This window comes from Methylobacterium sp. Leaf113, from assembly GCF_001423325.1.
Classification (GTDB): Bacteria; Pseudomonadota; Alphaproteobacteria; order Rhizobiales; family Beijerinckiaceae; genus Methylobacterium.
Window position 1 is genome coordinate 1 of sequence record NZ_LMNJ01000011.1, and the last position, 26,021, is coordinate 26,021.

At 64.3% G+C, this 26,021-nt stretch carries 21 protein-coding genes, 1 tRNA gene and 3 pseudogenes; all 25 read left to right on the top strand.

Translation table 11 applies throughout. The features are described 5' to 3' along the window. Positions 1–100: pseudogene (locus tag ASF60_RS23515) on the top strand (EF-Tu/IF-2/RF-3 family GTPase); the annotation flags it as partial. A 219-nt stretch (positions 101–319) separates the two neighbouring features. After that, positions 320–396 (top strand) — tRNA-Trp (locus tag ASF60_RS08705). A gap of 228 nt (positions 397–624) precedes the next feature. Then, the gene (gene secE / locus ASF60_RS08710; RefSeq protein ID WP_056183489.1) at positions 625–927 is read left to right on the top strand and encodes a preprotein translocase subunit SecE; all 303 of its coding nucleotides are present in this window, start codon (positions 625–627) and stop codon (positions 925–927) included. 66 nt (positions 928–993) lie between these two features. Further along, entirely contained in the window at positions 994–1,527 is a 534-nt protein-coding gene (nusG, locus tag ASF60_RS08715; RefSeq protein ID WP_056183491.1) for a transcription termination/antitermination protein NusG, read from the top strand. A 214-nt stretch (positions 1,528–1,741) separates the two neighbouring features. After that, a complete protein-coding gene (gene rplK / locus ASF60_RS08720) occupies positions 1,742–2,191 on the top strand; it encodes a 50S ribosomal protein L11 (protein ID WP_018044245.1) in 450 nt (149 codons plus the stop codon). A gap of 12 nt (positions 2,192–2,203) precedes the next feature. Next, positions 2,204–2,902 carry a 50S ribosomal protein L1 gene (gene rplA, locus ASF60_RS08725; protein ID WP_056183492.1) on the top strand — a complete coding sequence of 233 codons (699 nt, stop codon included), beginning with the start codon at positions 2,204–2,206 and terminating at the stop codon, positions 2,900–2,902. A gap of 391 nt (positions 2,903–3,293) precedes the next feature. After that, entirely contained in the window at positions 3,294–4,625 is a 1,332-nt protein-coding gene (locus ASF60_RS08730) for an aminotransferase-like domain-containing protein (protein ID WP_056183494.1), read from the top strand. Positions 4,626–4,812: 187 nt separating this feature from the next. Further along, on the top strand, positions 4,813–6,438 hold the full coding sequence (locus ASF60_RS08735) for a B12-binding domain-containing radical SAM protein (RefSeq protein WP_056183497.1): 1,626 nt from the start codon (positions 4,813–4,815) through the stop codon (positions 6,436–6,438). Between the two features lie 576 nt (positions 6,439–7,014). Continuing rightward, entirely contained in the window at positions 7,015–7,545 is a 531-nt protein-coding gene (gene rplJ / locus ASF60_RS08740; protein ID WP_056183499.1) for a 50S ribosomal protein L10, read from the top strand. Between the two features lie 57 nt (positions 7,546–7,602). Beyond that, positions 7,603–7,977 (top strand): 50S ribosomal protein L7/L12, encoded by a 375-nt coding sequence (gene rplL / locus ASF60_RS08745; RefSeq protein WP_056183502.1) that lies wholly within the window; start codon positions 7,603–7,605, stop codon positions 7,975–7,977. Between the two features lie 249 nt (positions 7,978–8,226). Further along, complete coding sequence (gene rpoB, locus ASF60_RS08750) at positions 8,227–12,351, top strand: DNA-directed RNA polymerase subunit beta (RefSeq protein ID WP_056183504.1); 4,125 nt, start codon at positions 8,227–8,229, stop codon at positions 12,349–12,351. Positions 12,352–12,523: 172 nt separating this feature from the next. After that, a complete protein-coding gene (rpoC, locus tag ASF60_RS08755; RefSeq protein ID WP_056183506.1) occupies positions 12,524–16,732 on the top strand; it encodes a DNA-directed RNA polymerase subunit beta' in 4,209 nt (1,402 codons plus the stop codon). A gap of 446 nt (positions 16,733–17,178) precedes the next feature. After that, on the top strand, positions 17,179–17,550 hold the full coding sequence (gene rpsL, locus ASF60_RS08760; RefSeq protein ID WP_018044234.1) for a 30S ribosomal protein S12: 372 nt from the start codon (positions 17,179–17,181) through the stop codon (positions 17,548–17,550). A gap of 123 nt (positions 17,551–17,673) precedes the next feature. Then, entirely contained in the window at positions 17,674–18,144 is a 471-nt protein-coding gene (rpsG, locus tag ASF60_RS08765) for a 30S ribosomal protein S7 (RefSeq protein WP_056183508.1), read from the top strand. A gap of 30 nt (positions 18,145–18,174) precedes the next feature. Beyond that, entirely contained in the window at positions 18,175–20,250 is a 2,076-nt protein-coding gene (gene fusA, locus ASF60_RS08770; RefSeq protein ID WP_056183511.1) for an elongation factor G, read from the top strand. 72 nt (positions 20,251–20,322) lie between these two features. Continuing rightward, positions 20,323–21,449: pseudogene (gene tuf / locus ASF60_RS08775) on the top strand (elongation factor Tu). Positions 21,450–21,475: 26 nt separating this feature from the next. Further along, positions 21,476–21,619: pseudogene (tuf, locus tag ASF60_RS23520) on the top strand (elongation factor Tu); the annotation flags it as partial. Positions 21,620–21,708: 89 nt separating this feature from the next. After that, on the top strand, positions 21,709–22,017 hold the full coding sequence (rpsJ, locus tag ASF60_RS08780; protein WP_018044230.1) for a 30S ribosomal protein S10: 309 nt from the start codon (positions 21,709–21,711) through the stop codon (positions 22,015–22,017). 50 nt (positions 22,018–22,067) lie between these two features. Further along, positions 22,068–22,808, top strand: a complete 741-nt coding sequence (gene rplC / locus ASF60_RS08785) for a 50S ribosomal protein L3 (protein WP_056183512.1) — start codon at positions 22,068–22,070, stop codon at positions 22,806–22,808. Continuing rightward, positions 22,808–23,428 carry a 50S ribosomal protein L4 gene (gene rplD, locus ASF60_RS08790; protein WP_056183515.1) on the top strand — a complete coding sequence of 207 codons (621 nt, stop codon included), beginning with the start codon at positions 22,808–22,810 and terminating at the stop codon, positions 23,426–23,428. Before rplC ends, rplD begins: the two co-directional genes overlap by 1 nt. After that, positions 23,425–23,721: a 50S ribosomal protein L23 gene (locus tag ASF60_RS08795; protein WP_056091577.1), complete on the top strand. Its 297-nt coding sequence runs from the start codon at positions 23,425–23,427 to the stop codon at positions 23,719–23,721. The genes rplD and ASF60_RS08795 overlap by 4 nt, the downstream gene beginning before the upstream one ends. Positions 23,722–23,748: 27 nt before the next feature. Then, positions 23,749–24,585, top strand: a complete 837-nt coding sequence (gene rplB, locus ASF60_RS08800; protein ID WP_055949274.1) for a 50S ribosomal protein L2 — start codon at positions 23,749–23,751, stop codon at positions 24,583–24,585. Between the two features lie 5 nt (positions 24,586–24,590). Next, positions 24,591–24,869 carry a 30S ribosomal protein S19 gene (gene rpsS / locus ASF60_RS08805; RefSeq protein WP_055949278.1) on the top strand — a complete coding sequence of 93 codons (279 nt, stop codon included), beginning with the start codon at positions 24,591–24,593 and terminating at the stop codon, positions 24,867–24,869. 2 nt (positions 24,870–24,871) lie between these two features. Then, positions 24,872–25,258: a 50S ribosomal protein L22 gene (rplV, locus tag ASF60_RS08810; protein WP_056183517.1), complete on the top strand. Its 387-nt coding sequence runs from the start codon at positions 24,872–24,874 to the stop codon at positions 25,256–25,258. Between the two features lie 10 nt (positions 25,259–25,268). Then, a complete protein-coding gene (gene rpsC / locus ASF60_RS08815; RefSeq protein ID WP_056183519.1) occupies positions 25,269–26,009 on the top strand; it encodes a 30S ribosomal protein S3 in 741 nt (246 codons plus the stop codon). Positions 26,010–26,021 lie beyond the last annotated feature (12 nt).

Below are 26,021 nucleotides of genomic sequence, written 5' to 3' on the forward strand. Positions count from 1 at the left end.
CCTGATCGTGCCGGTGGCCATGGAAGAGAAGCTGCGCTTCGCCATCCGTGAAGGCGGACGCACCGTCGGCGCCGGCGTCGTCGCCGCCATCAACGAGTAGTCCTGATCCGGTCGGCCCGAGCGGCCGCCTGATATGACGCCAAGTACGGCGCTCCGGTTTTAGTCCGGGGCGCCGTGCGCGTTTTAGCCGGCGTCGGCACCTGCCGACTGCCTGCAATCGAGACGGCGAAGGATCTTTGTCGACCGCGCAGTTTGACCATTGCGGAGCCACGGCGACCGGTCTATAGCAGCGCCGCGGCGAAGGACTTGTCCCTCGCGTAGGAGTGTAGCTCAACTGGTCAGAGCGCCGGTCTCCAAAACCGGAGGTTGCGGGTTCGAGTCCCTCCACTCCTGCCACTTGGATTTTGCCAACTGGCCGCGTCAAACCAGTCGACCCTCCCATCCCCGTTCCTTCGAGCTGATCGTTCATCCGCGAAGTCCGGTCGGGCGTAGTCGACAAGCCCGGCGACTTGCGTTAGAGCGGTCGCCTTCCGAGATCGATGAAGGCCGTTGATGCTGGCTCCCTCCGGAGCCGCCGCATTGCGCTTTCCCGAAGCTCGGGCCGATCTCCCTGTTGTTGGCGCCATGGCATCGAACGAAGCATCGAAGAAAGTGGACCTCGCGCGCACTCCGCAGCGCGGCTCCGCCACGCCGACGCCCCCGCGGGCGACACCGCCCGTCCGCCCGACCCCGAAGCGTGTCGGACCGGCCGAGTTCCTGACCCAGGTTCGCGACGAGGGCCGCAAGGTCACGTGGCCGAGCCGCAAGGAGACCGTCGTGACCACCGTGATGGTGTTCATCATGGTGGTGGTGGCCAGCATCTTCTTCACCGTGGTGGATCAGGCGCTGCGTTATCTCGTGACCCTGATCCTCGGGGTCGGCGCTTAAAATCACTTCTCGGCCCGAGCGCCCTGCAGCGCTCGGGCTGACTGACGTCAGGATTTGGTGAGAACCGTGTCGAAGCGCTGGTACATCGTCCACGCCTACTCGAATTTCGAGAACAAGGTCGCGCAGTCCATCAAGGATCAGGCGGCCCAGCGTGGCCTGATGGAGCTGTTCGACGAGGTCATGGTCCCGACCGAAAAGGTCGTCGAGGTCCGGCGCGGCCGCAAGGTCGATGCCGAGCGCAAGTTCTTCCCGGGCTACGTCCTGGTGAAGTGCGACCTGACCGACGAAGTCTATCACCTGATCAAGAACACGCCCAAGGTGACGGGCTTTCTCGGCGCCGACAAATCGAAGCCGGTTCCGATCCCGGATGCCGAGGCCGAGCGCATCAAAGGCCAGGTTGCCGAGGGCGTCGACCGTCCGAAGCCCTCCGTCTCCTTCGAGATCGGCGAGACGGTTCGTGTCTCCGACGGTCCGTTCGCGTCGTTCAACGGCACCGTCGAGGAAATCGACGAGAGCCGCTCGCGCCTCAAGGTGGCGGTCTCGATCTTCGGCCGCGCGACGCCGGTCGAGCTGGAATACGGCCAAGTCGAGAAGATCTGATCGCTTCGCTTTCGGTCGATCGTCCGCGATCGGTCATACCCTTTCGTTCGGCCTAGAGCCGGGCGCGAAACCACCGCTCTTCGCAGCGGTGTCACACGCGGGAGGCCCGCCCGGTTCGCCGCCGGGGTCGACGGTCCGAACCGCGACCTGCAACCGCCCGTATCGTTCGCGCTGAGGCCAGCCGGACAGCGGGCATTCTTTGGGAGCAGTCCCTATGGCAAAGAAGATCACGGGCTACGTGAAGCTTCAGGTTCCGGCAGGCGCCGCGAACCCGTCGCCGCCCATCGGCCCCGCGCTCGGTCAGCGCGGCCTCAACATCATGGAATTCTGCAAGGCCTTCAACGCGAAGACCTCTCAGATCGAGAAGGGGACCCCGATCCCGGTCGTCATCACGGCGTACCAGGACCGCTCCTTCACCTTCGAGATGAAGCAGCCGCCGGTCACCTTCTTCCTCAAGAAGGCTGCCGGCCTGAAGATCGGCAAGAAGCCGGCTTCCGGCTCGAAGACTCCGGGCAAGGGCCCGACTGTGGGCAAGGTGACCGAGGCGCAGCTGCGCGAGATCGCCGAGAAGAAGATGCCCGACCTGAACTGCGACTCGGTTGACGCCGCCGTCGCCATGATCCGTGGCTCCGCTCGGGCCATGGGCCTCGACGTCGTCGCTTAAGGGGAGGGCACAATGGCACACGAAGGCAAGCGCATCCGCGCCGCCCGCGAGGGCATCGACGCGCTCAAGCTCTATCCCATCGACGAGGCGATCAAGCTCGTGAAGGAGAAGGCCAGCGCCAAGTTCGACGAGACCGTCGAGATCTCGATGAACCTCGGCGTCGACCCGCGCCACGCCGACCAGATGGTCCGCGGCGTCTGCAACCTGCCCAACGGCTCTGGCCGGACGGTGCGGGTGGCGGTGTTCGCTCGCGGCGCGAAGGCCGACGAGGCCAAGGCCGCCGGCGCCGACATCGTGGGCGCCGAGGACCTGCTCGAGATCGTCCAGAGCGGCAAGATCGAGTTCGATCGCTGCATTGCGACCCCCGACCTGATGCCGCTCGTCGGCCGTCTCGGCAAGGTGCTCGGCCCGCGCGGTCTGATGCCGAACCCGAAGGTCGGAACCGTCACCATGGACGTGAAGGGTGCCGTCGCCGGCGCCAAGGGCGGCTCGGTGGAGTTCCGCGTCGAGAAGGCCGGCATCATCCACGCCGGCATCGGCAAGGTCTCCTTCGACGCCGATAAGCTTGTCGAGAACATCAAGGCGTTCGCCGACGCGGTGTCCAAGGCGAAGCCGGCCGGCGCTAAGGGCCAGTACGTCCAGCGCGTCGCCGTGACCTCCTCCATGGGTCCTGGCGTCAAGGTGGAGCCGTCGACGGTCCTCACCGCCTGATTCACGCGCGCGTGCATCCAAACGTTGGAAACGCCCGGCCACTGCGGCCGGGCGTTTTCGTTTGCACTCACTTCAGCCAGAATGGCTTGCGGCCCTCTTGGCGCAGGACAACAGGATCGAGATCGAGTTCGATCATTTGCTCCGAGGACAATTGACGAATTGTCTTGCGCCCCTGAGAACGACGGCGCCAGGTCCTTAGCAGGGCCATGGGTCTTGCGAGATGCCCTATACCCGCGAGAGCGCCTGGATTTAGGTGCCGGAACAGGCAAAATGAGCCTAGCGGAGGCGGTCTTGTATTCGTCGTCACGGGCATCTCCATCGCTGCACGCGATCCTATTGATCCGAATATGAATTGATTCAATTATAGAATTGAACTCGGAGCAATTTAAGCGTGACGGATTACCGAACAATCTCCGACGGGATTGCGGCCGAGATCGCCGCGGGCAGCCTGCCTCCCGGCGCCCAACTGCCGCCACAGCGCCAGTTCGCCTATGAGCGTGGCATTGCGGTCTCGACCGCGAGTCGGGTCTATGCCGAGTTGACGCGGCGCGGCCTCGTCACCGGAGAGGTCGGACGTGGCACCTTCATCCGCATGTCTGGAGCTCCGCTAGGCGACGCCCCGCCGGATACCGACGACGGCCTGATCAATCTCGAGCATGTCTTCTCGATCCTGCCGACGCAGGCTGCAGATCTGTCGGCGAGCTTAGCCGCACTTCTTCGTCCGGCGGCGCTCCAAGCCACGTTCCCGCCGCTCCGTGCCAGCGCGACACCGCAGGCGCGAGCCACTGCAGCGGCTTTCTTCCGCCGCGGCGGCTGGTCGGCCGAGCCCGAGCGCATCCTGTTCACCGGAGCGGGACGACAGGGAATCGCCGCCGCACTGATGGCCTTGGCCCGCCCCGGTGACCGGATCGGGGTCGAAGCCCTGACCTATCCGGTGGTCAAGGGCATGGCGGCCCGCCTCGGCCTCACCCTGGTTCCGCTGGCGATGGACGGGGAGGGCGTACGGCCGGACGCGATCACGGATGCACACCGCGCCGGACCGCTGCGGGCCCTCTACCTTCAGACCGTGCTGCACAGTCCCCTGGGGCACACCATGGATGCCCGACGCCGGCAGGACGTCGCGCGCCTGCTCGACCGGCACGACATCATCTGCATCGAGGACGCGGTGTACGGGTTCCTGTGCGACGAGGAGCCACTGGCGGCCCTCGCACCGGATCGGGTGATCGTGGTCGACAGCCTGTCGAAACGGCTGGCCCCTGGGCTCAGCCTCGGCGTTCTCGCCGTACCCTCTGCCCTGGTCGAACCGCTGGCGCGCACCATCCGCAACGGAGCCTGGACCGCCAGCGGCCTGCCGCTCGCGATGGCCCGTCAGGTCATCGAAGACGGCCTCGCCAGCCGCATTGGGCAGGCGAAGCGGGCGGACGTGGCGATTCGACAAGCTCTGGCCCGCGAGATCCTGACCGGCCTCGACGTTCAGGGAGACCCACGCGCCTACCATCTCTGGCTGACACTTCCTGGCGTCTGGAATGCCGAGCGCTATGCCGCGGCGGCGGCGCGCCGCGGTGTCGCGGTCTCGCCCGCGAGCGCCTTCGCCATCGACCCCGCGACGGCGCCCGACGGCGTCCGCCTCGCGCTCGGCTCGCCCCCCATCCCGAAGCTCACGATCGCGCTCCAGATCCTTCGGCAACTCGCCCTCGATGGCGAGGATTCCCAGGTCGAGTAGCCCTCCGGCCGGCGGGTGATGCGGCCTTCGGGAGCCGCGAAACCGGTGCGACGGCGTCGACTCCGTTCAAAGGCGCGTGAGGGGAAGCGCCGACTGTGACGGATGGTCGTACGGGCGGAAACGAACACGCGAGAAAACAACATGCGAGGGTGACGCCTTCGTGGATGCCTGTGCTAGGTATGCAGTCATGCGATGCACCCTCTCCGTCAACTCGAAGCGACGCATCCTGTGCGTCTTCCCTGCCTACACGCCGTCCTTCGGGACCTTCTCTCACGCCTATCCCCTGATGGGTGGCGTGAAGGCCTTCATGCCGCCGCAGGGGCTCCTGCTGATCGCGGCCTACATGCCCGAGGCCTGGGAGTACCGGTTCATCGACGAGAACATCGCCCGGGCCGGCCCAGCGGATTTCGCCTGGGCCGATGCGGTCTTCGTGTCGGGCATGCACATCCAGGCCCCGCAGATCCGGGACATCTACGCCCGCGCCCACGCCGCGAATAAAGTGACGGTGCTGGGCGGTCCCTCGGTGTCCGGCTCGCCGGAGCAGTACCCCGAATTCGACTACCTGCATCTCGGTGAGATCGGCGACGCCACCGACGAACTGGTGGCGATCCTCGACCGCGACGTGTCGATCCCGGCCGCGCAGGTGCGCCTGGAGACCAAGGAGCGGCTTCCGCTCTCGGATTTCCCGGCCCCCGCCTACGAGGCGGCTCCCCTGAAGCGCTACCTTATCGGATCGCTGCAGTTCTCCTCCGGCTGCCCCTATCGCTGCGAGTTCTGCGATATCCCGCAGCTCTACGGCCGTCAGCCGCGCCTCAAATCCCCCGAGCAGATGCTCGGCGAACTCGACGCCATCATCGCCCAGCCTGGCCACCCGGCGGTGGTGTACTTCGTCGATGACAACTTCATCGGCAATCGCAAGGCCACGAAGGACATGCTGCCCCACCTCGTAGCGTGGCAGAAGAAGAACGATTATCCGCTTCAGTTCGCCTGCGAGGCGACCCTGAACATGGCCAAGCAGCCCGACATCCTCGAGCTGATGCGCCAAGCCAACTTCATGACCGTCTTCGTCGGCATCGAGACGCCGGAGGAGGACGCCCTCGCGGGCATCGACAAGAAGCACAACGCCGCCGTGCCGATGTACGAGGCGATCGAGATCCTCAACAGCTTCGGTCTCGAGGTGACCTCCGGCATCATCCTCGGCCTCGACACCGACACCGACCAGTCCGAGCAGAAGCTGATCGACTTCATCGACAAATCGGCCGTGCCCGTGCTGACGATGAACCTACTCCAGGCCCTGCCCAAGACGCCGCTCTGGGATCGGCTCACCCGTGAGAACCGCCTCGTCCACGACGCGGCCCTCGAATCCAACGTGCTGTTCAAGCGCCCGCACGACGACGTGGTGGCGAGCTGGCGCCGGGCGATCGCCCACGCCTACGAGCCGGCGCAGATCTTCGAGCGCTTCCGCCATCAGGTCGAGGTGACCTACCCGAACCGGATCAAGACTCCGATCAAGGGCAAGCTCACGCGCACCAACCTACGCCGGGGTCTCGTCCTCGGCTTCAACATCGCGGTGCGGGTCGGATTGTTGTCGGACTATCGACGGGTGTTCTGGAAAGCGGCCGGTCACGCCCTCAAGCGGGGCCAGATCGAGGCCGTGTTTAACATGGGCTTCGTGGCGCACCACCTCATCCGCTTCACCCGGGAAGCGCTGCGGGGCGAGCACAACGCCTCGTTCTACGCCGCCAAGGCGGAGCAGAAGAACACGGCGCGCGAGCCCTGGTGGCGCGCGGCCCGCAAGTTCCTTCCGACCTAGGAAGAGGTTGGCGCCCGGCCAATCATCGTCGGGCGCACTGGGCGAGACGGGGAGAGGACGTGGCTAGAGGGCGTCAAGGGAAAACAGCACGCCCCGCTCATTTTTCACGGCGGGGCTCTTGGCAGGCTGCTTGCAAGGCTCTATAGACCGCCTCAACGTTTTCATACATGCGAAAGGAATCGGCCGATCGGTCGCATTCCGATTGAGAGATCGCCTGGGCAACTAGGCGGTGATGGCCGGAAGGCTTTGAAGGGCGAAAGCGCTTCGGGGCTTCGTCCGGCCATGTCCTGTCCGAGACTGCAGGTGCCGGGCAACCGGCTTAATCGTCCAAGCCTGCACAGACGGGGAAGACCGAATTTCTAGACCCCTCGGCCGGTTCGCTCGACGCGGACAGGACGAGGAATCGGTTTGAACCATCTCACCCGTATCGTCCACCCGCTCCGGGGGCCGATAGGGGACAGGGCCGTGAAGCGTCGCCAAGGACGTTCCGGCTTCTCGTTAAGCCGAGTTCCGTCCCGGGCGGCATGTGCAACCGGCGGACCCATTCTCGGGTTCCGCCAACCGGAGAGAGCCCCAGTGGACAGGACAGCCAAAGCTGATCTCGTCTCGACGCTCAACGGCGTGTTTGCGAACACGTCCGTCGTCGTCGTGGCCCACTACAAGGGCCTCACGGTCGCCGACATGCAGAAGCTGCGCTCGCAGATGAAGCAGGCCGGTGCCACCGTGAAGGTCACCAAGAACCGCCTCGCCAACATCGCTCTCGATGGCACGGACGTCGCCTCCATCAAGCCCCTCCTGAAGGGTCCGACCCTGCTCGCTTATTCCAGCGATCCGGTCGCGGCCGCCAAGGTTGCGGTGGACTTCGCCAAGGCCAACGACAAGCTCGTGATCCTCGGCGGCGCCATGGGCACGACAGCCCTGAACCCGGACGGTGTGAAGGCCCTCGCCTCGCTCCCGTCCCTCGACGAACTGCGCGCCAAGATCGTGGGCCTCATCCAGGCTCCCGCGACCAAGATCGCCCAGGTCGTCAACGCACCGGCGGCCAAGCTCGCCCGCGTGTTCGGGGCCTATGCCAACAAGGACGAGGCTCAGAGCGAAGCGGCCTGAGGCCGCATCGCTCTTTTCATCCCATCCGTTCAAACCGATATCTAAAGGAACACCAACATGGCTGATCTCGCCAAGCTCGTCGACGACCTGTCCTCGCTGACCGTTCTCGAGGCTGCTGACCTCGCCAAGATGCTCGAAGAGAAGTGGGGCGTCTCGGCTGCTGCCGCCGTCGCCGTCGCCGCTGGTCCGGCCGCCGGCCCGGCTGCCGCTGCCGAGGAGCAGACCGAGTTCACGGTCATGCTCACCGCCGCCGGCGACAAGAAGATCGAGGTCATCAAGGAGGTCCGCGCGATCACCGGCCTCGGCCTCAAGGAAGCCAAGGACCTCGTCGAGGGCGCTCCGAAGGCTGTCAAGGAGTCCGTCAACAAGGAAGAGGCCGAGAAGCTCAAGGCTCAGCTCGAGAAGGCTGGCGCCAAGGTCGAGCTCAAGTAAGACTCTTCGGTGGGCCGTATCGGTCCATCACCGTCCCTTGGGTCCATCCAGACCTGAGGGCACCGAAGGCCCGCGGGTTCACGCCCGTGGGCCACGGTCGCTTCAGGCGACCCGACCGGCCCACGTGAGGGCCACGAGTTTTTCAGTTCGGGAGGGCGTCGTCCGGCGGGGCGGGCTCACCGCCTGGTCGCGGGAGGCAAGAGCCTTCCCCGGGCACCCGGTACGCGGGACGTAGGAGCGAGGTCACCCATGGCCAACACGCTGGTCGGTCGCAAGCGGATTCGCAAGTTCTTCGGCAAGATCAAGGAAGTCGCCGAGATGCCGAACCTCATCGAGGTTCAGAAGGCATCCTACGATCAGTTCCTGATTATGGACGAGCCGGAAGGCGGACGGGGCGACGAAGGCCTGCAGACCGTGTTCAAGTCGGTGTTCCCGATCTCGGACTTCTCTTCCACGGCCCTGCTCGAATTCGTGAAATACACGTTCGAGCAGCCGAAATACGACGTCGACGAGTGCCGGCAGCGCGGGATCACGTTCGCAGCCCCGCTGAAGGTGACGCTGCGCCTGATCGTGTTCGATGTGGACCCGGATACCGGCGCGAAGTCGGTCAAGGACATCAAGGAGCAGGACGTCTACATGGGCGATATGCCCCTGATGACGGAGAATGGCACCTTCATCGTCAACGGGACCGAGCGTGTCATCGTCTCGCAGATGCACCGCTCGCCCGGCGTGTTCTTCGACCACGACAAGGGCAAGACCCATTCCTCGGGCAAGCTCCTGTTCGCCGCCCGCATCATTCCGTATCGCGGCTCCTGGCTCGATGTCGAGTTCGACGCGAAGGACATCGTCCACGTCCGCATCGATCGGAAGCGCAAGCTGCCGGTGACCTCGCTGCTGTTCGCGCTGGGTCTCGACGGCGAAGAGATCCTGTCGACCTTCTACAACCGCGTGATCTATGATCGTGACGGCGCCGAGTGGCGCGTGCCTTACGATGCCGACCGCCTGAAGGGCTTCAAGGCGTCCGTCGACCTGATCGACGCGGAGTCCGGCGAAGTCGTGCTCGAGGCCGGCAAGAAGCTGAACGCCCGCAACGCCCGGCAGATCGCCGAGCGTGGCGTGAACTTCCTCAAGGCCACCGACGAGGACCTGATCGGCCAGTACATCGCCGAGGACCTGGTCAACCCGAAGACGGGTGAGATCTGGGCCGAGGCCGGCGATGAGATCTCCGACAAGCTCCTCAAGAGCCTGGAAGAGGTCGGGGTCTCCGAGTTGCCGGTGCTCGACATCGACCACATCAATGTCGGTCCCTACATCCGCAACACGCTCGCGGTGGACAAGAATTCCGGCCGCGAAGGCGCGCTGTTCGACATCTACCGCGTCATGCGCCCCGGCGAGCCGCCGACGCTCGATACCGCGGAGGCAATGTTCCATTCGCTGTTCTTCGATTCCGAACGCTACGACCTCTCCGCCGTGGGCCGCGTGAAGATGAACATGCGCCTGGACCTCGATGCCGAGGACACCGTGCGTACCCTGCGTCGCGAGGACATGCTCGCGGTCGTCAAGGCGCTGGTGGACCTGCGCGACGGCAAGGGCGAGATCGACGACATCGATCACCTCGGCAACCGCCGGGTACGCTCGGTCGGCGAGCTGATGGAAAACCAGTACCGCCTCGGCCTGCTCCGCATGGAGCGCGCCATCAAGGAGCGGATGTCCTCCGTCGACATCGACACGGTGATGCCGCAGGACCTCATCAACGCCAAGCCGGCCGCTGCCGCCGTGCGCGAGTTCTTCGGCTCGTCGCAGCTGTCGCAGTTCATGGATCAGACCAACCCGCTCTCCGAAGTGACGCATAAGCGCCGCCTCTCGGCGCTTGGCCCGGGCGGTCTGACGCGTGAGCGGGCCGGCTTCGAAGTGCGCGACGTGCACCCGACCCATTACGGCCGCATCTGCCCGATCGAGACGCCGGAAGGCCCGAACATCGGTCTGATCAACTCGCTCGCGACGTTCGCACGCGTCAACAAGTACGGCTTCATCGAGACCCCCTTCCGGCGGGTGAAGGACGGCGTCGTCACCACCGACGTTGCCTACCTCTCGGCAATGGAAGAGGCGAAGTACTACGTCGCGCAGGCCAACGCGCAGATGGATGAGACCTTCAAGCTCATCGAGGATCTTGTGGTCTGCCGTCGCGCCGGTGACGTCATCGTCGTGCCGCCGGATCGCGTCGACCTGATGGACGTGTCGCCGAAGCAGCTGGTGTCGGTCGCGGCCGCGCTCATCCCGTTCCTCGAGAACGATGACGCGAACCGCGCACTGATGGGCTCGAACATGCAGCGCCAGGCGGTGCCGCTGGTTCGCGCCGATGCGCCCTTCGTCGGCACCGGCATGGAGGCCGTGGTCGCCCGCGACTCCGGCGCCGCCATCGCGGCCCGCCGCACCGGCATCGTCGATCAGGTGGACGCCACCCGTATCGTCATCCGAGCCACCGAAGAGGCCGATGCCAACAAGCCCGGCGTCGACATCTATCGCCTGCAGAAGTTCCAGCGCTCCAACCAGTCGACCTGCATCACGCAGAAGCCCCTGGTGCGTGTCGGCGAGGCCGTGAAGAAGGGCGAGATCATCGCCGACGGCCCTTCGACGGAGTTCGGTGAACTCGCTCTCGGCCGGAACGTGCTTGTCGCGTTCATGCCGTGGAACGGCTACAACTTCGAGGACTCGATCCTGCTCTCCGAGCGGATCGTGAAGGATGACGTGTTCACCTCGATCCACATCGAGGAGTTCGAGGTGATGGCCCGAGATACCAAGCTCGGACCGGAAGAAATCACCCGCGACATCCCCAACGTCTCGGAAGAGGCGTTGAAGAACCTCGATGAGGCCGGCATCGTCTATATCGGTGCCGAGGTGCACGCCGGCGACATCCTGTGCGGCAAGATCACGCCGAAGGGCGAAAGCCCGATGACGCCGGAGGAAAAGCTCCTGCGCGCTATCTTCGGCGAGAAGGCATCGGACGTGCGCGACACCTCGCTTCGGGTTCCCCCGGGCGTGACCGGCACCATCGTCGAGGTCCGGGTGTTCAACCGCCACGGCGTCGACAAGGATGAGCGCGCCCAGGCGATCGAGCGCGAGGAGATCGAGCGTCTCGCCAAGGATCGTGACGACGAGCAGGCGATCCTGGACCGCAACACCTACGCCCGTCTCGCAACGGTGCTCATCGGTCAGGCTCCCATCGCGGGACCGAAGGGCTTCCGCAAGGAGACCACGCTCACCCGCGAGTTGCTCAGCGAGTACCCGCGTTCGCAATGGTGGCAGTTCGCCGTCATCGACGACCGTCTCATGACCGAGATGGAAGCGATGCAGAAGCAGTACGACGAGTCGAAGAAGCGCCTCGAGCAGCGCTTCCTCGATAAGGTCGAGAAGTTGCAGCGCGGCGATGAACTTCCGCCCGGCGTCATGAAGATGGTCAAGGTCTTCGTGGCGGTGAAGCGTAAGATCCAGCCGGGCGACAAGATGGCCGGACGCCACGGCAACAAGGGCGTGGTCTCGCGGATCGTCCCGATTGAGGACATGCCGTTCCTGGAAGACGGGACCCATGCCGACATCGTGCTGAACCCGCTGGGCGTGCCCTCGCGCATGAACGTCGGCCAGATCCTGGAAACCCATCTGGGTTGGGCTGCGGCCGGTCTCGGCCGCAAGGTCGGCCTCGCGGTGGACGCCTACCTGCGCAACCAGGACATCGAGCCGCTTCGCGGCGAGATGCAGGCGATCTACTCGCCGTCCGAGTTGGAAGGCTTGTCCGACGACGAGTTGGCTGAAGCCGCCAACAACGTGCGTCGCGGCGTGCCGATGGCGACCCCGGTGTTCAACGGCGCCAAGGAAGCCGACATCGAGCAGATGCTGGAAATGGCCGGTCTCGACCGGTCGGCCCAGTCGACGCTCTACGATGGTCGGACCGGTGAGCCTTTCGACCGCAAGGTCACGATGGGCTACATCTACATGCTGAAGCTGCACCACCTGGTGGACGATAAGATCCACGCCCGGTCGATCGGCCCGTACTCCCTGGTCACCCAGCAGCCGCTGGGCGGAAAGGCTCAGTTCGGCGGTCAGCGCTTCGGCGAGATGGAGGTCTGGGCTCTGGAAGCCTACGGCGCCGCGTACACGCTGCAGGAGATGCTCACGGTCAAGTCGGACGATGTCGCCGGCCGGACCAAGGTCTACGAGGCGATCGTCCGTGGCGACGACACCTTCGAGGCCGGCATTCCGGAGTCGTTCAACGTGCTCGTCAAGGAGATGCGTTCGCTCGGCCTCAACGTGGAGCTGACGTCTTCCAAGAAGCTCGCCAACGACCAGATCGAGCCGCCCGCAGAGGCGGCCGAATAACCACCGCATCACGCTCCCGCGCCGGGATCAGTCCCGGCGCGGTCTGAGCGGGGAGGGGCAGGGCCTCCCGTTCTACGGTCAGCGACGATCCGGCCGGTCGTCGCGCCGCATCCATTTTCAGCACGTGGTCAGCCCCTCGGCGGAGGGTGCGCCTCGTCAGCAGGAGTAGATCATGAACCAAGAGGTCATGAATCTTTTCAACCAGCAGGCTCAGCCCCAGAGCTTTGACCAGATCAAGATCTCGATCTCGTCGCCCGAGAAGATCCTCTCGTGGTCTTTCGGCGAGATCAAGAAGCCCGAGACGATCAACTATCGCACATTCAAGCCTGAGCGTGACGGCCTGTTCTGCGCCCGCATCTTCGGACCCATCAAGGACTACGAGTGCTTGTGCGGCAAGTACAAGCGCATGAAGTACAAGGGCGTGATCTGCGAAAAGTGCGGCGTCGAGGTGACCCTCGCGCGCGTTCGGCGCGATCGCATGGGCCATATCGAGCTCGCCGCGCCCGTCGCCCATATTTGGTTCCTGAAGTCGCTGCCGAGCCGCATCGGCCTGCTGCTCGACATGGCGCTCAAGGACCTCGAGCGCATCCTGTACTTCGAGTCCTACTGCGTCATCGAGCCGGGCCTCACCCCCCTGAAGGAGCGTCAGCTCCTGTCAGAGGAGGAGTACCTGCGCGCGCAGGAGGAATACGGCGAGGACAGCTTCACCGCCATGATCGGCGCCGAAGCGATCCGCCGGATTCTTCAGGAACTGGACCTCGACGGCATCGCGGATTCCCTGCGCGAAGAGATCGCCACCACGACCTCCGAGCTGAAGCCGAAGAAGCTGCTCAAGCGCCTGAAGATCATCGAGGCCTTCCAGATGTCGGGCAACAAGCCCGAATGGATGATCCTCACCGTGGTGCCGGTGATTCCGCCGGATCTGCGCCCGCTGGTCCCGCTCGATGGCGGTCGCTTCGCCACGTCCGATCTTAATGACCTCTACCGCCGCGTCATCAACCGCAACAACCGTCTGAAGCGGCTGATTGAGCTGCGAGCGCCGGACATCATCATCCGCAACGAGAAGCGCATGCTTCAGGAGGCGGTGGACGCGCTGTTCGACAACGGCCGCCGTGGCCGCGTCATCACGGGTGCCAACAAGCGTCCGCTGAAATCTCTCGCCGATATGCTGAAGGGCAAGCAGGGCCGCTTCCGCCAGAACCTACTCGGCAAGCGCGTCGACTACTCGGGCCGCTCGGTCATCGTGGTGGGCCCGGAGCTGAAGCTGCACCAGTGCGGCTTGCCCAAGAAGATGGCGCTCGAGCTGTTCAAGCCGTTCATCTACGCGCGCCTCGACGCCAAGGGCTTCTCCGCCACGGTGAAGCAGGCCAAGAAGCTCGTCGAGAAGGAGAAGCCGGAAGTCTGGGATATCCTCGATGAGGTGATCCGCGAGCACCCGGTGATGCTGAACCGCGCACCGACCCTGCACCGCCTCGGCATCCAGGCCTTCGAGCCGAAGCTGATCGAGGGCAAGGCGATCCAGTTGCACCCGCTGGTCTGCGCCGCGTTCAACGCCGACTTCGATGGCGACCAGATGGCCGTGCACGTTCCGCTGAGCCTCGAGGCTCAGTTGGAGGCGCGCGTCCTGATGATGTCGACGAACAACATCCTGCACCCGGCGAACGGTCAGCCGATCATCGTGCCGTCGCAGGACATCGTTCTCGGCCTCTACTACCTGTCGATCGTCGCCGAGGGCGCCATCGGCGCGTTCGACCCGACGAACAAGCAGAACCCGATGCAGGGCGTTTTCGGCAATATCGGCGAACTGGAGCATGCTCTGGCGGCGAAGACCGTCAAGCTGCACACCAAGATCCGCTGGCGCTGGAACGGCATCGGGCCGGACGGCGAGCCGCTGACCAAGACCTACGACACCACCCCCGGCCGCGTAATCCTCTCGACCGCTCTGCCGCTGCACAAGAACGTCCCCTACGACGTCGTCAACAAGCTGATGACGAAGAAGGAGATCTCCGCGATGATCGACACCGTCTACCGCCACTGCGGTCAGAAGGAGTCGGTGATCTTCTGTGATCGCATCATGGCGCTCGGCTTCAACCACGCGTTCAAGGCTGGCATCTCGTTCGGCAAGGACGACATGGTTGTGCCGGACAACAAATGGCCGATCGTGGACGACACCCGCGCGCTGGTGAAAGATTACGAGCAGCAGTACAATGACGGCCTGATCACCCAGGGCGAGAAGTACAACAAGGTCGTCGACGCCTGGGCCAAGTGCTCGGACAAGCTCGCCGCCGAGATGATGCTGCGCATCTCGACCGTGCAGAAGGACGAGCACGGCGCCGACAAGCAGGTCAACTCGATCTACATGATGAGCCATTCCGGTGCCCGTGGTTCGCCGGCCCAGATGAAGCAGCTCGCCGCCATGCGCGGCCTGATGGCCAAGCCATCGGGCGAGATCATCGAGACGCCGATCATCTCGAACTTCAAGGAAGGCCTCGACGTGCTCGAGTACTTCAACTCGACGCACGGCGCACGTAAGGGCCTCGCCGACACCGCGCTCAAGACCGCGAATTCCGGTTACCTCACCCGTCGTCTCGTCGACGTGGCGCAGGATGCCGTGATCCGCGAGACCGATTGCGGCACGACGAACGGCATCCGCATGCGCGCCATCGTGGATGCCGGCCAGGTCGTGGCTCCGCTGGCGATCCGTATCCTGGGCCGTGCCACGGCCGAGGATCTGGTGGCCCAGGATGGCACCATGATCGTCAAGACCGGCGAGACCATCGAGGAGAAGCACCTGCCCGCCATCCAGGCGGCCGGTATTCAGGAGGTGAAGATCCGCTCGGTGCTCGTCTGCGCCACCAAGAGCGGCGTCTGCGCCACCTGCTACGGGCGCGATCTGGCCCGTGGCACGCCCGTCAACATGGGCGAGGCTGTCGGCGTCATCGCCGCGCAGTCGATCGGCGAGCCGGGCACCCAGCTCACCATGCGGACCTTCCACATCGGTGGTGCGGCCCAGATCGCCGACTCGTCCTTCATCGAGTCGAGCTTCGAAGGTTCGATCAAAATCCGCAACCGGGCCCTCGCCCGGAACTCGGACGGTGATCTGATCGCCACCGGCCGTAACGTTGCTGTCGTCATCGTCGGCACCGACGGCTCGGAGCGTGCAGTCCACCGCCTGCAATACGGCGCGAAGCTGCGGGTCGACGATGGCGACAAGGTGAAGCGCGGTCAGCGCATCGCCGAATGGGACCCCTATACCCGTCCGATCATCACCGAGACGGACGGCGTGGTGGCCTACGAAGACCTCATCGACGGCCAGTCGATCACCGAGACCACCGACGAGTCGACTGGCATCGCCAAGCGCGTCGTCATCGACTGGCGGGGGACCGCCCGCACCGCCGACCTCAAGCCGGCGATGCTGGTGCTCGACGACGACGGCAAACCGATGAAGTTGCCGCGCGGCTCCGATGCCCGTTACTTCCTGCCCGTCGATGCCATCATCGGCTACGACCCCGGCGCGAAGGTGAAGGCCGGCGACATCCTCGCCCGCGTCTCCACCGACTCCGCCAAGACCCGCGACATCACCGGCGGTCTGCCGAGGGTGGCGGAACTGTTCGAGGCACGGCGTCCGAAGGATGCCGCGATCATCGCGGAGAAGTCGGGTACGATTCAGTTCGGACGCGACTACAAGAACAAGCGTCGCCTGACGCTGACCCCGCATGACGGTTCTGAGGCGGTCGAGTACCTGATCCCGAAGGGCAAGCACATCCACCTTCAGGATGGCGACGTCGTCGAGCTTGGCGACTACATCGTCGACGGCAACCCGGCACCGCACGACATCCTGGCAATCAAGGGCGTGGAGGAGCTTGCTGCCTACCTCGTCAACGAGATCCAGGAGGTCTACCGGCTCCAGGGCGTGTCCATCAACGACAAGCACATCGAGGTCATCGTCCGGCAGATGCTGCAGAAGGTCGAGATCACCGATGGTGGCGATTCCGACATCCTGACGGGCGACCAGATCGATCGGACGGAACTCGCAGACATCAACGAGAAGCTGCTTGCCGAGGGCAAGAAGCCGGTCGTGGGTGTTCCGGTTCTGCTCGGCATCACCAAGGCGAGCCTCCAGACGAAGTCGTTCATCTCGGCGGCCTCGTTCCAGGAGACGACACGGGTGCTCACCGAGGCCGCCGTCAACGGCAAGATCGATTACCTTGAGGGCCTCAAGGAGAACGTCATCGTGGGCTCGCTCATCCCGGCGGGTACCGGCTCGATGGCGGCTGAGATCCGGGCTGTCGCGCGCCGACGCGACAACCTCATTCTGCAGCAGAAGGCCGCCGAGAGCGGGGCTCAGCCCCTCTCGGAGCTGCCGCCCGCCGCGGAATAACCCGAACGCCGCATCGCGTCGGAACGAAGGGGCTGCCCATGGGCGGCCCCTTTTTCGTGACCGGTCGGACCGAAGATTTCGTGCGTCGCAGGACGACGCAACTTCATGATCCTGTAACGGAATGGGTTGACGCGGGTCGAATCCACCTCTATCAGGCCCTCATTGAACGGCTGGCCGTAGGCAGCAAACGATCGTGAGGCGCCGAGCCTCGATCCAGGCTTCCTAGACGCATCCGACTTCAACGAACGAACACGTGTCAGTCCGGCATGATCGCTTGCTTCAATGCGGGTGATCCTCTGCTTGCAACGGCGCGCCAAAGGCTGAGATCAGCCTGGGGCGCGGTTTTGCGTTTCGTCGCACAGCTTTGTGCGATGCCGGGGCTGACCGCAACGAGATTTGGATTTCGACGGTCACCGCCGATGGTGACGCGTTTCGAGAGGATTGGCATGCCGACGATCAACCAGCTGATCGCTCAGCCGCGCAAGGCGCAGAAGAGCCGCAACAAGGTGCCGGCGCTCGACGCCTGCCCGCAGAAGCGTGGCGTCTGCACCCGCGTCTACACGACGACTCCGAAGAAGCCGAACTCCGCGCTCCGTAAGGTCGCGAAGGTTCGTCTGACCAATGGCTTTGAGGTCATCGGCTACATCCCAGGCGAGGGTCACAACCTTCAGGAGCACTCCGTGGTGATGATCCGCGGCGGCCGCGTGAAGGACCTTCCGGGTGTGCGTTACCACATTCTGCGCGGCGTGCTGGACACACAGGGCGTCAAGGGCCGCAAGCAGCGTCGCTCCAAGTACGGCGCCAAGCGTCCGAAGTAAGAGCGACACGCGACGTACGATTGATATTCGCGCACCCTGTAAGGATGTCGCCGGCCTCAGAGAGGTTCAAGGCGGCCTGCGCAGGGTGGTTTCAAGAAGACCAAGTTTAAGACGGAGCGAGCGATGTCCCGCCGCCATTCTGCCGAGAAGCGTGAGATCATCCCGGACCCGAAGTACGGGGACATCGTGCTGACCAAGTTCATGAATTCCATCATGTACGAGGGCAAGAAGTCCACCGCTGAGCGGATCGTCTATGGCGCCTTCGACATCGTCGAGAACCGCGCCCGTGCAAACCCCATCGAGGTGTTCCGCGCGGCTCTCGACAACGTCGCTCCGGCGATCGAAGTCCGCTCCCGCCGCGTTGGCGGTGCAACCTACCAAGTCCCCGTCGAGGTGCGCACCGAGCGCCGCCAGGCACTCGCCATCCGTTGGCTGATCCAGGCCGCCCGCGGCCGGAACGATCGGACCATGGTCGAGCGGCTGTCGGCCGAGCTTCTCGATGCCGCCAACAATCGCGGCAACGCCGTCAAGAAGCGTGAAGATACGCACCGGATGGCTGAAGCCAACCGCGCCTTCTCGCACTACCGCTGGTAAGCGGACCCGGACCCTTTCAGGAGCAATCCGATGCCCCGCACGCACGCGATCGAGGACTACCGCAATTTCGGCATCATGGCTCACATTGATGCTGGCAAGACCACGACCACCGAGCGGATCCTGTATTACACCGGCAAGTCCCATAAGATCGGCGAAGTCCATGACGGCGCCGCGACGATGGATTGGATGACGCAGGAGCAGGAGCGTGGCATCACGATCACCTCGGCTGCTACTACCTGCTTCTGGCGCGACAAGCGCCTGAACATCATCGACACCCCCGGCCACGTTGATTTCACCATCGAGGTGGAGCGCTCGCTTCGCGTCCTCGACGGTGCCGTCTGCGTTCTCGATGGCAACCAGGGCGTGGAGCCCCAGACCGAGACCGTCTGGCGTCAGGCCGACAAGTACGACGTGCCGCGCGTCGTGTTCGTCAACAAGATGGACAAGATCGGCGCCGACTTCTTCAAGTGTGTCGCCGACATCATCGACCGCGTCGCTGGCAAGCCGGTGTGTCTGCAGCTTCCGATCGGCGCCGAGACGACCTTCAAGGGCGTCATCGACCTGATCAAGATGAAGGCCATCGTCTGGACGTCCGAGAAGCTGGGCGCCGATTTCTCAGAAGCGGAAATTCCAGCCGATCTCGCTGATCAGGCCGCTGAGTACCGCATCAAGCTGGTCGAAGCTTGTGTGGAAATGGATGATGACGCCATGGCGGCCTATCTCGACGGTGTCGAGCCGGATGCCGAGACGATGCATCGCCTCGTCCGTACGGCCGTCCAGCGTCGTGCCTTCCACCCTGTGCTGTGCGGTTCGGCGTTCAAGAACAAGGGCGTCCAGCCCCTGCTCGATGCCGTTGTCGATTACCTGCCGTCTCCTGCAGACCGTGGCGAGATCAAGGGCCTCGACTTCAAGACCGAGGAAGAGATCGTCCGCCATCCGTCGGATAGCGATCCCTTCTCCATGCTCGCCTTCAAGATCATGGACGATCCGCACGTCGGCACGATCACGTTCTGCCGCGTCTACTCAGGAAAGATCGAGTCGGGCGCCAACGTCATCAACTCGTCGCGCGACAAGAAAGAGCGCGTCGGTCGCATGCTTCTCATGCACGCCAACAATCGCGAGGACGTGAAGGAGGCCTTCACGGGTGACATCGTGGCCCTGGCCGGTCTCAAAGAAACCCGTACGGGCGATACCCTGTGCGATCCGAAGGACGCCGTCATCCTCGAGAAGATGGAGTTTCCGGAGCCCGTCATCGAGATCGCGGTCGAGCCGAAGTCCAAGGCCGATCAGGAGAAACTCGGCATCGCGCTTGCCAAGCTGGCAGCCGAGGATCCGTCGTTCCGGGTCTCCACGGACCAGGAATCCGGCCAGACCATCCTTCGCGGGATGGGCGAGCTTCACCTCGACATCAAGGTCGATATCCTGCGCCGCACCTATATGGTCGATGCAAATATCGGTCAGCCGCAGGTGGCCTATCGTGAAAAGCTCACGAAGCGCACCGAGATCGACTACACCCATAAGAAGCAGACCGGCGGTACCGGTCAGTTTGCTCGGGTGAAGTTCATTGTCGAGCCGAACGAGCCCGGCAAGGGCTTCGAATTCTCCTCGAAGATCATCGGCGGTACTGTGCCGAAGGAATATATCCCGGGCGTCGAGAAGGGCCTTAATTCGGTTCTCGGTGCTGGCATCCTGGCGGGCTTCCCGGTCGTCGATATCAAGGTCGAACTGATCGATGGCGCCTACCACGACGTCGACTCGTCGGCTCTCGCCTTCGAAATCGCGTCCCGCGCGGCGCTTCGTGAAGCCCTCCAGAAGGGCGGATCAGTGCTCCTCGAGCCGGTGATGAAGGTCGAGGTCGTCTCGCCGGAAGAATATACGGGTTCGGTCATCGGCGACCTCAATTCCCGCCGCGGCCAGATCCAGGGCCAGGACATGCGCGGCAATGCGAACGTCATCAACGCGATGGTGCCGCTCGCCAACATGTTCGGCTATGTGAACCAGCTCCGGTCCTTCTCTCAAGGCCGCGCCAACTTCACGATGCAGTTCGACCATTACGAAGAGGTGCCGCGCGGCGAGGCCGAGAAGGTCGTCGCCAAGTACGCCTAAAGCCGGCGGCGCTCCCACAGGAGCGCCTCCCGCACCCCTTCAGACGCAACATCAGATCAGACGGAGGCTATCATGGCCAAAGAGAAATTCGCGCGTACGAAGCCGCACTGCAACTGGCGGAGTCGGGCGGTGCGACGTTCACGGCCTACGACCAGATCGACAAGGCTCCCGAGGAGAAGGCGCGCGGGATCACGATCTCGACGGCGCACGTGGAGTACGAGACGGCCAACCGTCACTACGCCCACGTCGACTGCCCGGGCCACGCCGACTACGTGAAGAACATGATCACGGGTGCGGCGCAGATGGACGGCGCAATCCTGGTGGTGTCGGCGGCCGACGGCCCGATGCCGCAGACCCGCGAGCACATCCTGCTCGCCCGTCAGGTCGGCGTGCCGGCCCTGGTGGTGTTCCTCAACAAGGTCGACCTGGTCGACGACGCCGAGCTCCTCGAGCTCGTCGAGATGGAGGTGCGCGAGCTCCTCTCCAAGTACGACTTCCCCGGCGACGACATCCCGATCACCAAGGGCTCGGCCAAGGTCGCCCTGGACAACGGCGACAAGGCCGTCGGCCACGACGCGGTGCTGGCGCTGATGGCGTCGGTGGATGCCTACATCCCGCAGCCGGAGCGTCCGATCGACAAGCCGTTCCTGATGCCGATCGAGGACGTGTTCTCGATCTCGGGTCGCGGCACGGTGGTGACGGGTCGCGTCGAGCGCGGCATCGTCAAGGTCGGCGAGACGGTGGAGATCGTGGGCATCCGCGACACCCAGACCACGACGGTCACGGGCGTCGAGATGTTCCGCAAGCTGCTCGACCAGGGTCAGGCGGGCGACAACGTCGGCGTGCTGCTGCGCGGCACCAAGCGCGAGGACGTGGAGCGCGGCCAGGTCGTGTGCAAGCCCGGCTCGGTCAAGCCCCACACCAAGTTCAAGGCCGAGGCCTACATCCTCACCAAGGAAGAGGGTGGCCGTCACACGCCGTTCTTCACCAACTACCGCCCGCAATTCTACTTCCGCACCACGGACGTGACCGGCGTGTGCGTGCTGCCCGAGGGCACCGAGATGGTGATGCCGGGCGACAGCGTGACCATGGACGTCACCCTGATCGTGCCGGTGGCCATGGAAGAGAAGCTGCGCTTCGCCATCCGTGAAGGCGGACGCACCGTCGGCGCCGGCGTCGTCGCCGCCATCAACGAGTAGCCGAGCGCGCCCGCATCGGCCTCGTCACCGAGGCCGTGATGCCGGGCGACAGCGTGACCATGGACGTCACCCTGATCGTGCCGGTGGCCATGGAAGAGAAGCTGCGCTTCGCCATCCGTGAAGGCGGACGCACCGTCGGCGCCGGCGTCGTCGCCGCCATCAACGAGTAATCGTCCGCCTCAACGGTCACGTCTGCAGGGAACGATTGAGGGGCGGGTCCTCGCGCCCGCCCCACATCGCCCCGCCAAGGTTTCAGGTCATGAACGGTCAGAATATTCGTATCCGCCTCAAGGCGTTCGACCATCGCATCCTCGATGCGTCGACCCGCGAGATCGTCTCGACGGCCAAGCGCACCGGCGCCACCATCCGTGGTCCCATACCGCTGCCGACGCATATCGAGAAGTTCACCGTCAACCGCTCGCCGCATATCGACAAGAAGTCGCGCGAGCAGTTCGAGATGCGCACCCACAAGCGCGTCCTCGATATTGTCGATCCGACGCCGCAGACCGTGGACGCGCTGATGAAGCTCGACCTCGCCGCCGGCGTGGACGTGGAGATCAAGCTCTAAGTCCCGCCGGGATTTAGAGCTTACCGTAGAATCGCGCGAGGGAGACACCTATGCGCTCAGGCGTCATCGCACAGAAGGTCGGCATGACCCGCATCTTTACGGATGCAGGCGAACATGTCCCCGTCACAGTGCTCAAAATCGATCAATGCCAAGTGGTTGCCCACCGTACCGTCGAGAAGAATGGCTACGTCGCCCTTCAGGTTGGCGTAGGCAAGGCCAAGGTGAAGAACGTGTCGGCTGCCGAGCGCGGCCGGTTCGCAGTCGCCAAGGTCGAGCCCAAGCAGAAGCTTGCCGAGTTCCGCGTGTCCGAGGACAAGCTGATCCCGGTAGGCGCCGAGATCACCGCCGACCACTTCATTCCGGGCCAGTTCGTCGATGTGACGGGTACGACCACGGGTAAGGGCTTCGCCGGCGGTATGAAGCGCTGGAACTTCGGCGGCCTTCGCGCCACCCACGGCGTGTCCATCTCGCACCGTTCGATCGGCTCGACCGGTGGCCGCCAGGATCCGGGCAAGACGTTCAAGAACAAGAAGATGCCCGGTCATATGGGCGTCGATCGGGTCACCACCCAGAACCTGCGTGTCGTGCGCACGGATCCTGAGCGTGGCCTCATCCTCGTCGAGGGCGCCGTCCCCGGTGTCGCCGGCGGTTGGATTCAGATCCGCGACGCGGTGAAGCGTAAGCTCCCCGCGGACGTTCCGCAGCCTGGTAAGTTCCGTGAGCTGGGCGCTTCGGCTCCCGCGACCGAGGCACCGGCTCCCGAGGCTCCCGCTTCCGAGGAGAACGCGTGATGCAGATCGATATCACCACGCTCGACGGCGAAGGTGCCGGATCGGTCGACCTCAACGAGACCATCTTCGGTCTCGAGCCCCGCGTCGACCTGCTCCAGCGCATGGTGCGTTGGCAGCTCGCCAAGCGTCAGGCCGGCACCCACGCGGTGAAGAACCGGTCCGACGTGAACCGCACCCGCAAGAAGCTGTACAAGCAGAAGGGTACGGGTAACGCACGTCACGGCGCGGCGTCGGCTCCGCAGTTCCGCGGTGGTGGACGCGCTTTTGGACCGGTTGTTCGCAGCCACGCACACGACCTGCCGAAGAAGGTCCGTGCTCTCGCTCTCAAGCATGCCCTCTCGGCAAAGGTGAAGGATTCCACCCTCATCATCATCGACGACGTAAAGCTGGCCGAGGGTAAGACCAAAGCGCTGGTCGAGCGTTTCGAGAAGATGGGGCTGTCCAGCGCTCTGATCATCGGCGGTGCCGAGGTCGATGTGAACTTTGCCCGCGCCGCCCGGAACATTCCGCAGATCGACGTGCTTCCGGTCCAGGGCATCAACGTCTACGACATCCTGCGTCGCGAGAAGCTCGTGCTGACCCGCGCAGCGATCTATGCGCTGGAGGCGCGTTTTCAATGAGTGCCGATCCGCGCCACTACGACATCATCGTCTCCCCGGTCATCACCGAGAAGGCGACGAACCTCACCGAACAGAACAAGGTCGTGTTCCGGGTAGCCCCGAAGGCGACGAAGCCGCAGATCAAGGAAGCGGTCGAGAAGCTGTTCGACGTCAAGGTCACGGGCGTGAACACGCTCGTGACTAAGGGCAAGAAGAAGATTTTCCGCGGGCTTCGCGGACAGCGCTCGGACGTGAAGAAAGCGATCGTGACCCTCGCCGAGGGTGAGACGATCGACGTCACGACCGGCCTCTGAGACAAGTCGGGTTAAGGATTACCACCGATGGCCTTGAAGACATTCAAACCGGTCACGCCGAGCCTTCGCCAGCTCGTGCTCGTCGACCGCCGTGAGCTCTACAAGGGCAAGCCGGTCAAGAAGCTCACCGAGGGCAAGTCGTCGTCCGGCGGCCGCAACAACCTCGGCCGCATCACGGTTCGCTTTCGCGGCGGCGGTCACAAGCGCACGCTCCGCAACGTGGATTTCAAGCGTCGCGAGCAGATGGGCGTGTCCGCCACCGTCGAGCGGATCGAATACGATCCGAACCGCACGGCGTTCATCGCGCTGATCGCCTTCCCCGATGGCACGCAGAGCTACATCTTGGCTCCGCAGCGTTTGTCGCCCGGCGATAAGGTGATCGCGGCCGAACAGGTCGACATCAAGCCCGGCAATGCCGGTCCGGTCGGCAACATGCCGGTGGGCACGATCGTCCACAACGTGGAGCTGAAGATCGGCAAGGGCGGCGCAATCGCCCGCTCAGCCGGCAACTACGCCCAGATCGTGGGTCGCGATCAGGGCTACGTGACGCTTCGTCTGAATTCCGGCGAGCAGCGCTTGGTGCATGGTCAGTGCTTCGCCAGCGTCGGCGCGGTTTCGAACCCGGACCACATGAACATCTCGCTCGGCAAGGCCGGCCGCAACCGCTGGCTCGGCAAGCGCCCGCACGTTCGCGGCGTTGCCATGAACCCGGTCGACCACCCGCACGGCGGCGGCGAGGGACGCACTTCCGGCGGCCGTAACCCGGTCACGCCCTGGGGCGTTCCCACGAAGGGGAAGAAGACCCGCTCGAACAAGCGGACCGACGTCTTCATCCTGTCCAGCCGTCATAACCGTAAGAAGTAACGCCCATGGCACGCTCGCTCTGGAAGGGGCCGTTCATCGACGGCTACCTCCTCAAGAAGGCTGAAGCCGCTCGCGGTTCCAGCCGTAACGAAGTCATCAAGATCTGGAGCCGCCGCTCCACGATCCTGCCGCAGTTCGTTGGCCTCACCTTCGGTGTGCACAACGGGCAGAAGCACATCCCGGTCTACGTCTCCGAGGAAATGGTCGGCCACAAGTTCGGTGAGTTCTCGCCGACCCGAACCTTCCACGGTCACGCAGCCGACAAGAAGTCGAAGAGGCGCTGATCATGGGTAAGCCCGCCACTCCCCGCGCGCTCCCCGAGAACGAGGCTCAGGCCGTCGCGCGCATGCTGCGCGTCAGCCCTCAGAAGCTCAATCTCGTCGCGCAGCTCATTCGCGGCAAGAAGGTCGATTCGGCACTCGCCGATCTTGAATTCTCCCGCAAGCGGATCGCCCGCGAGGTCAAGAAGTGCCTCGAGAGCGCGATCGCCAATGCTGAGAACAATCACAACCTGGACGTCGACGATCTCGTCGTCACCCAGGCGTTCGTTGGCAAAGCCCTCGTGCTGAAGCGGTTCCACGCCCGGGCGCGTGGCCGCGGCGCCCGTATCCTGAAGCCCTTCGCGAACCTCACCATCGTGGTGCGCGAAGTCCCGACCGCCGAAGCGGCGTGAGGAGGACCTGATGGGCCAGAAAGTCAATCCGATCGGTCTCCGGCTCGGTATCAACCGGACCTGGGATTCCCGCTGGTTCGCCCAGAAGGGTGAATATGCGAAGCTCATGCACGAGGACGTCGCGATCCGCGCCGCCCTCATGAAGCAGCTCAAGCAGGCTGCAGTATCGAAGATCGTCATCGAGCGTCCGCACCGGAAGTGCCGTGTCACCATTCACTCGGGTCGTCCGGGCGTGGTCATCGGCAAGAAGGGTGCGGATATCGAGAAGTTGCGCAAGCTGGTCGGTACGCTGACCAAGGCCGAGGTGACGATCAATATCGTCGAGGTGCGTAAGCCCGAAGTCGACGCCACGCTGGTGGCCGACTCGATCGCTCAGCAGCTCGAGCGCCGCGTCGCTTTCCGTCGTGCTATGAAGCGCGCTGTTCAGTCGGCGATGCGTCTCGGCGCCGAGGGCATCCGGATCAACTGCTCGGGCCGTCTCGGCGGCGCCGAGATCGCTCGCCAGGAATGGTATCGCGAGGGACGCGTCCCGCTGCACACGCTCCGCGCCGATGTCGACTATGGCGTCGCGACCGCCTTCACAACCTACGGGACGTGCGGGATCAAGGTTTGGGTGTTCAAGGGCGAAATCCTTGAGCACGACCCGATGGCACAGGATAAGAAGGCGCAGGAAGAGGGTGGCCGTTCGGGCGGCCGTCGCGAGCGCGATGGTGAGGGTGGCCGCGAGCGCGGCCGGCGCGAGCACGCCTGACGGCGTGTTCGT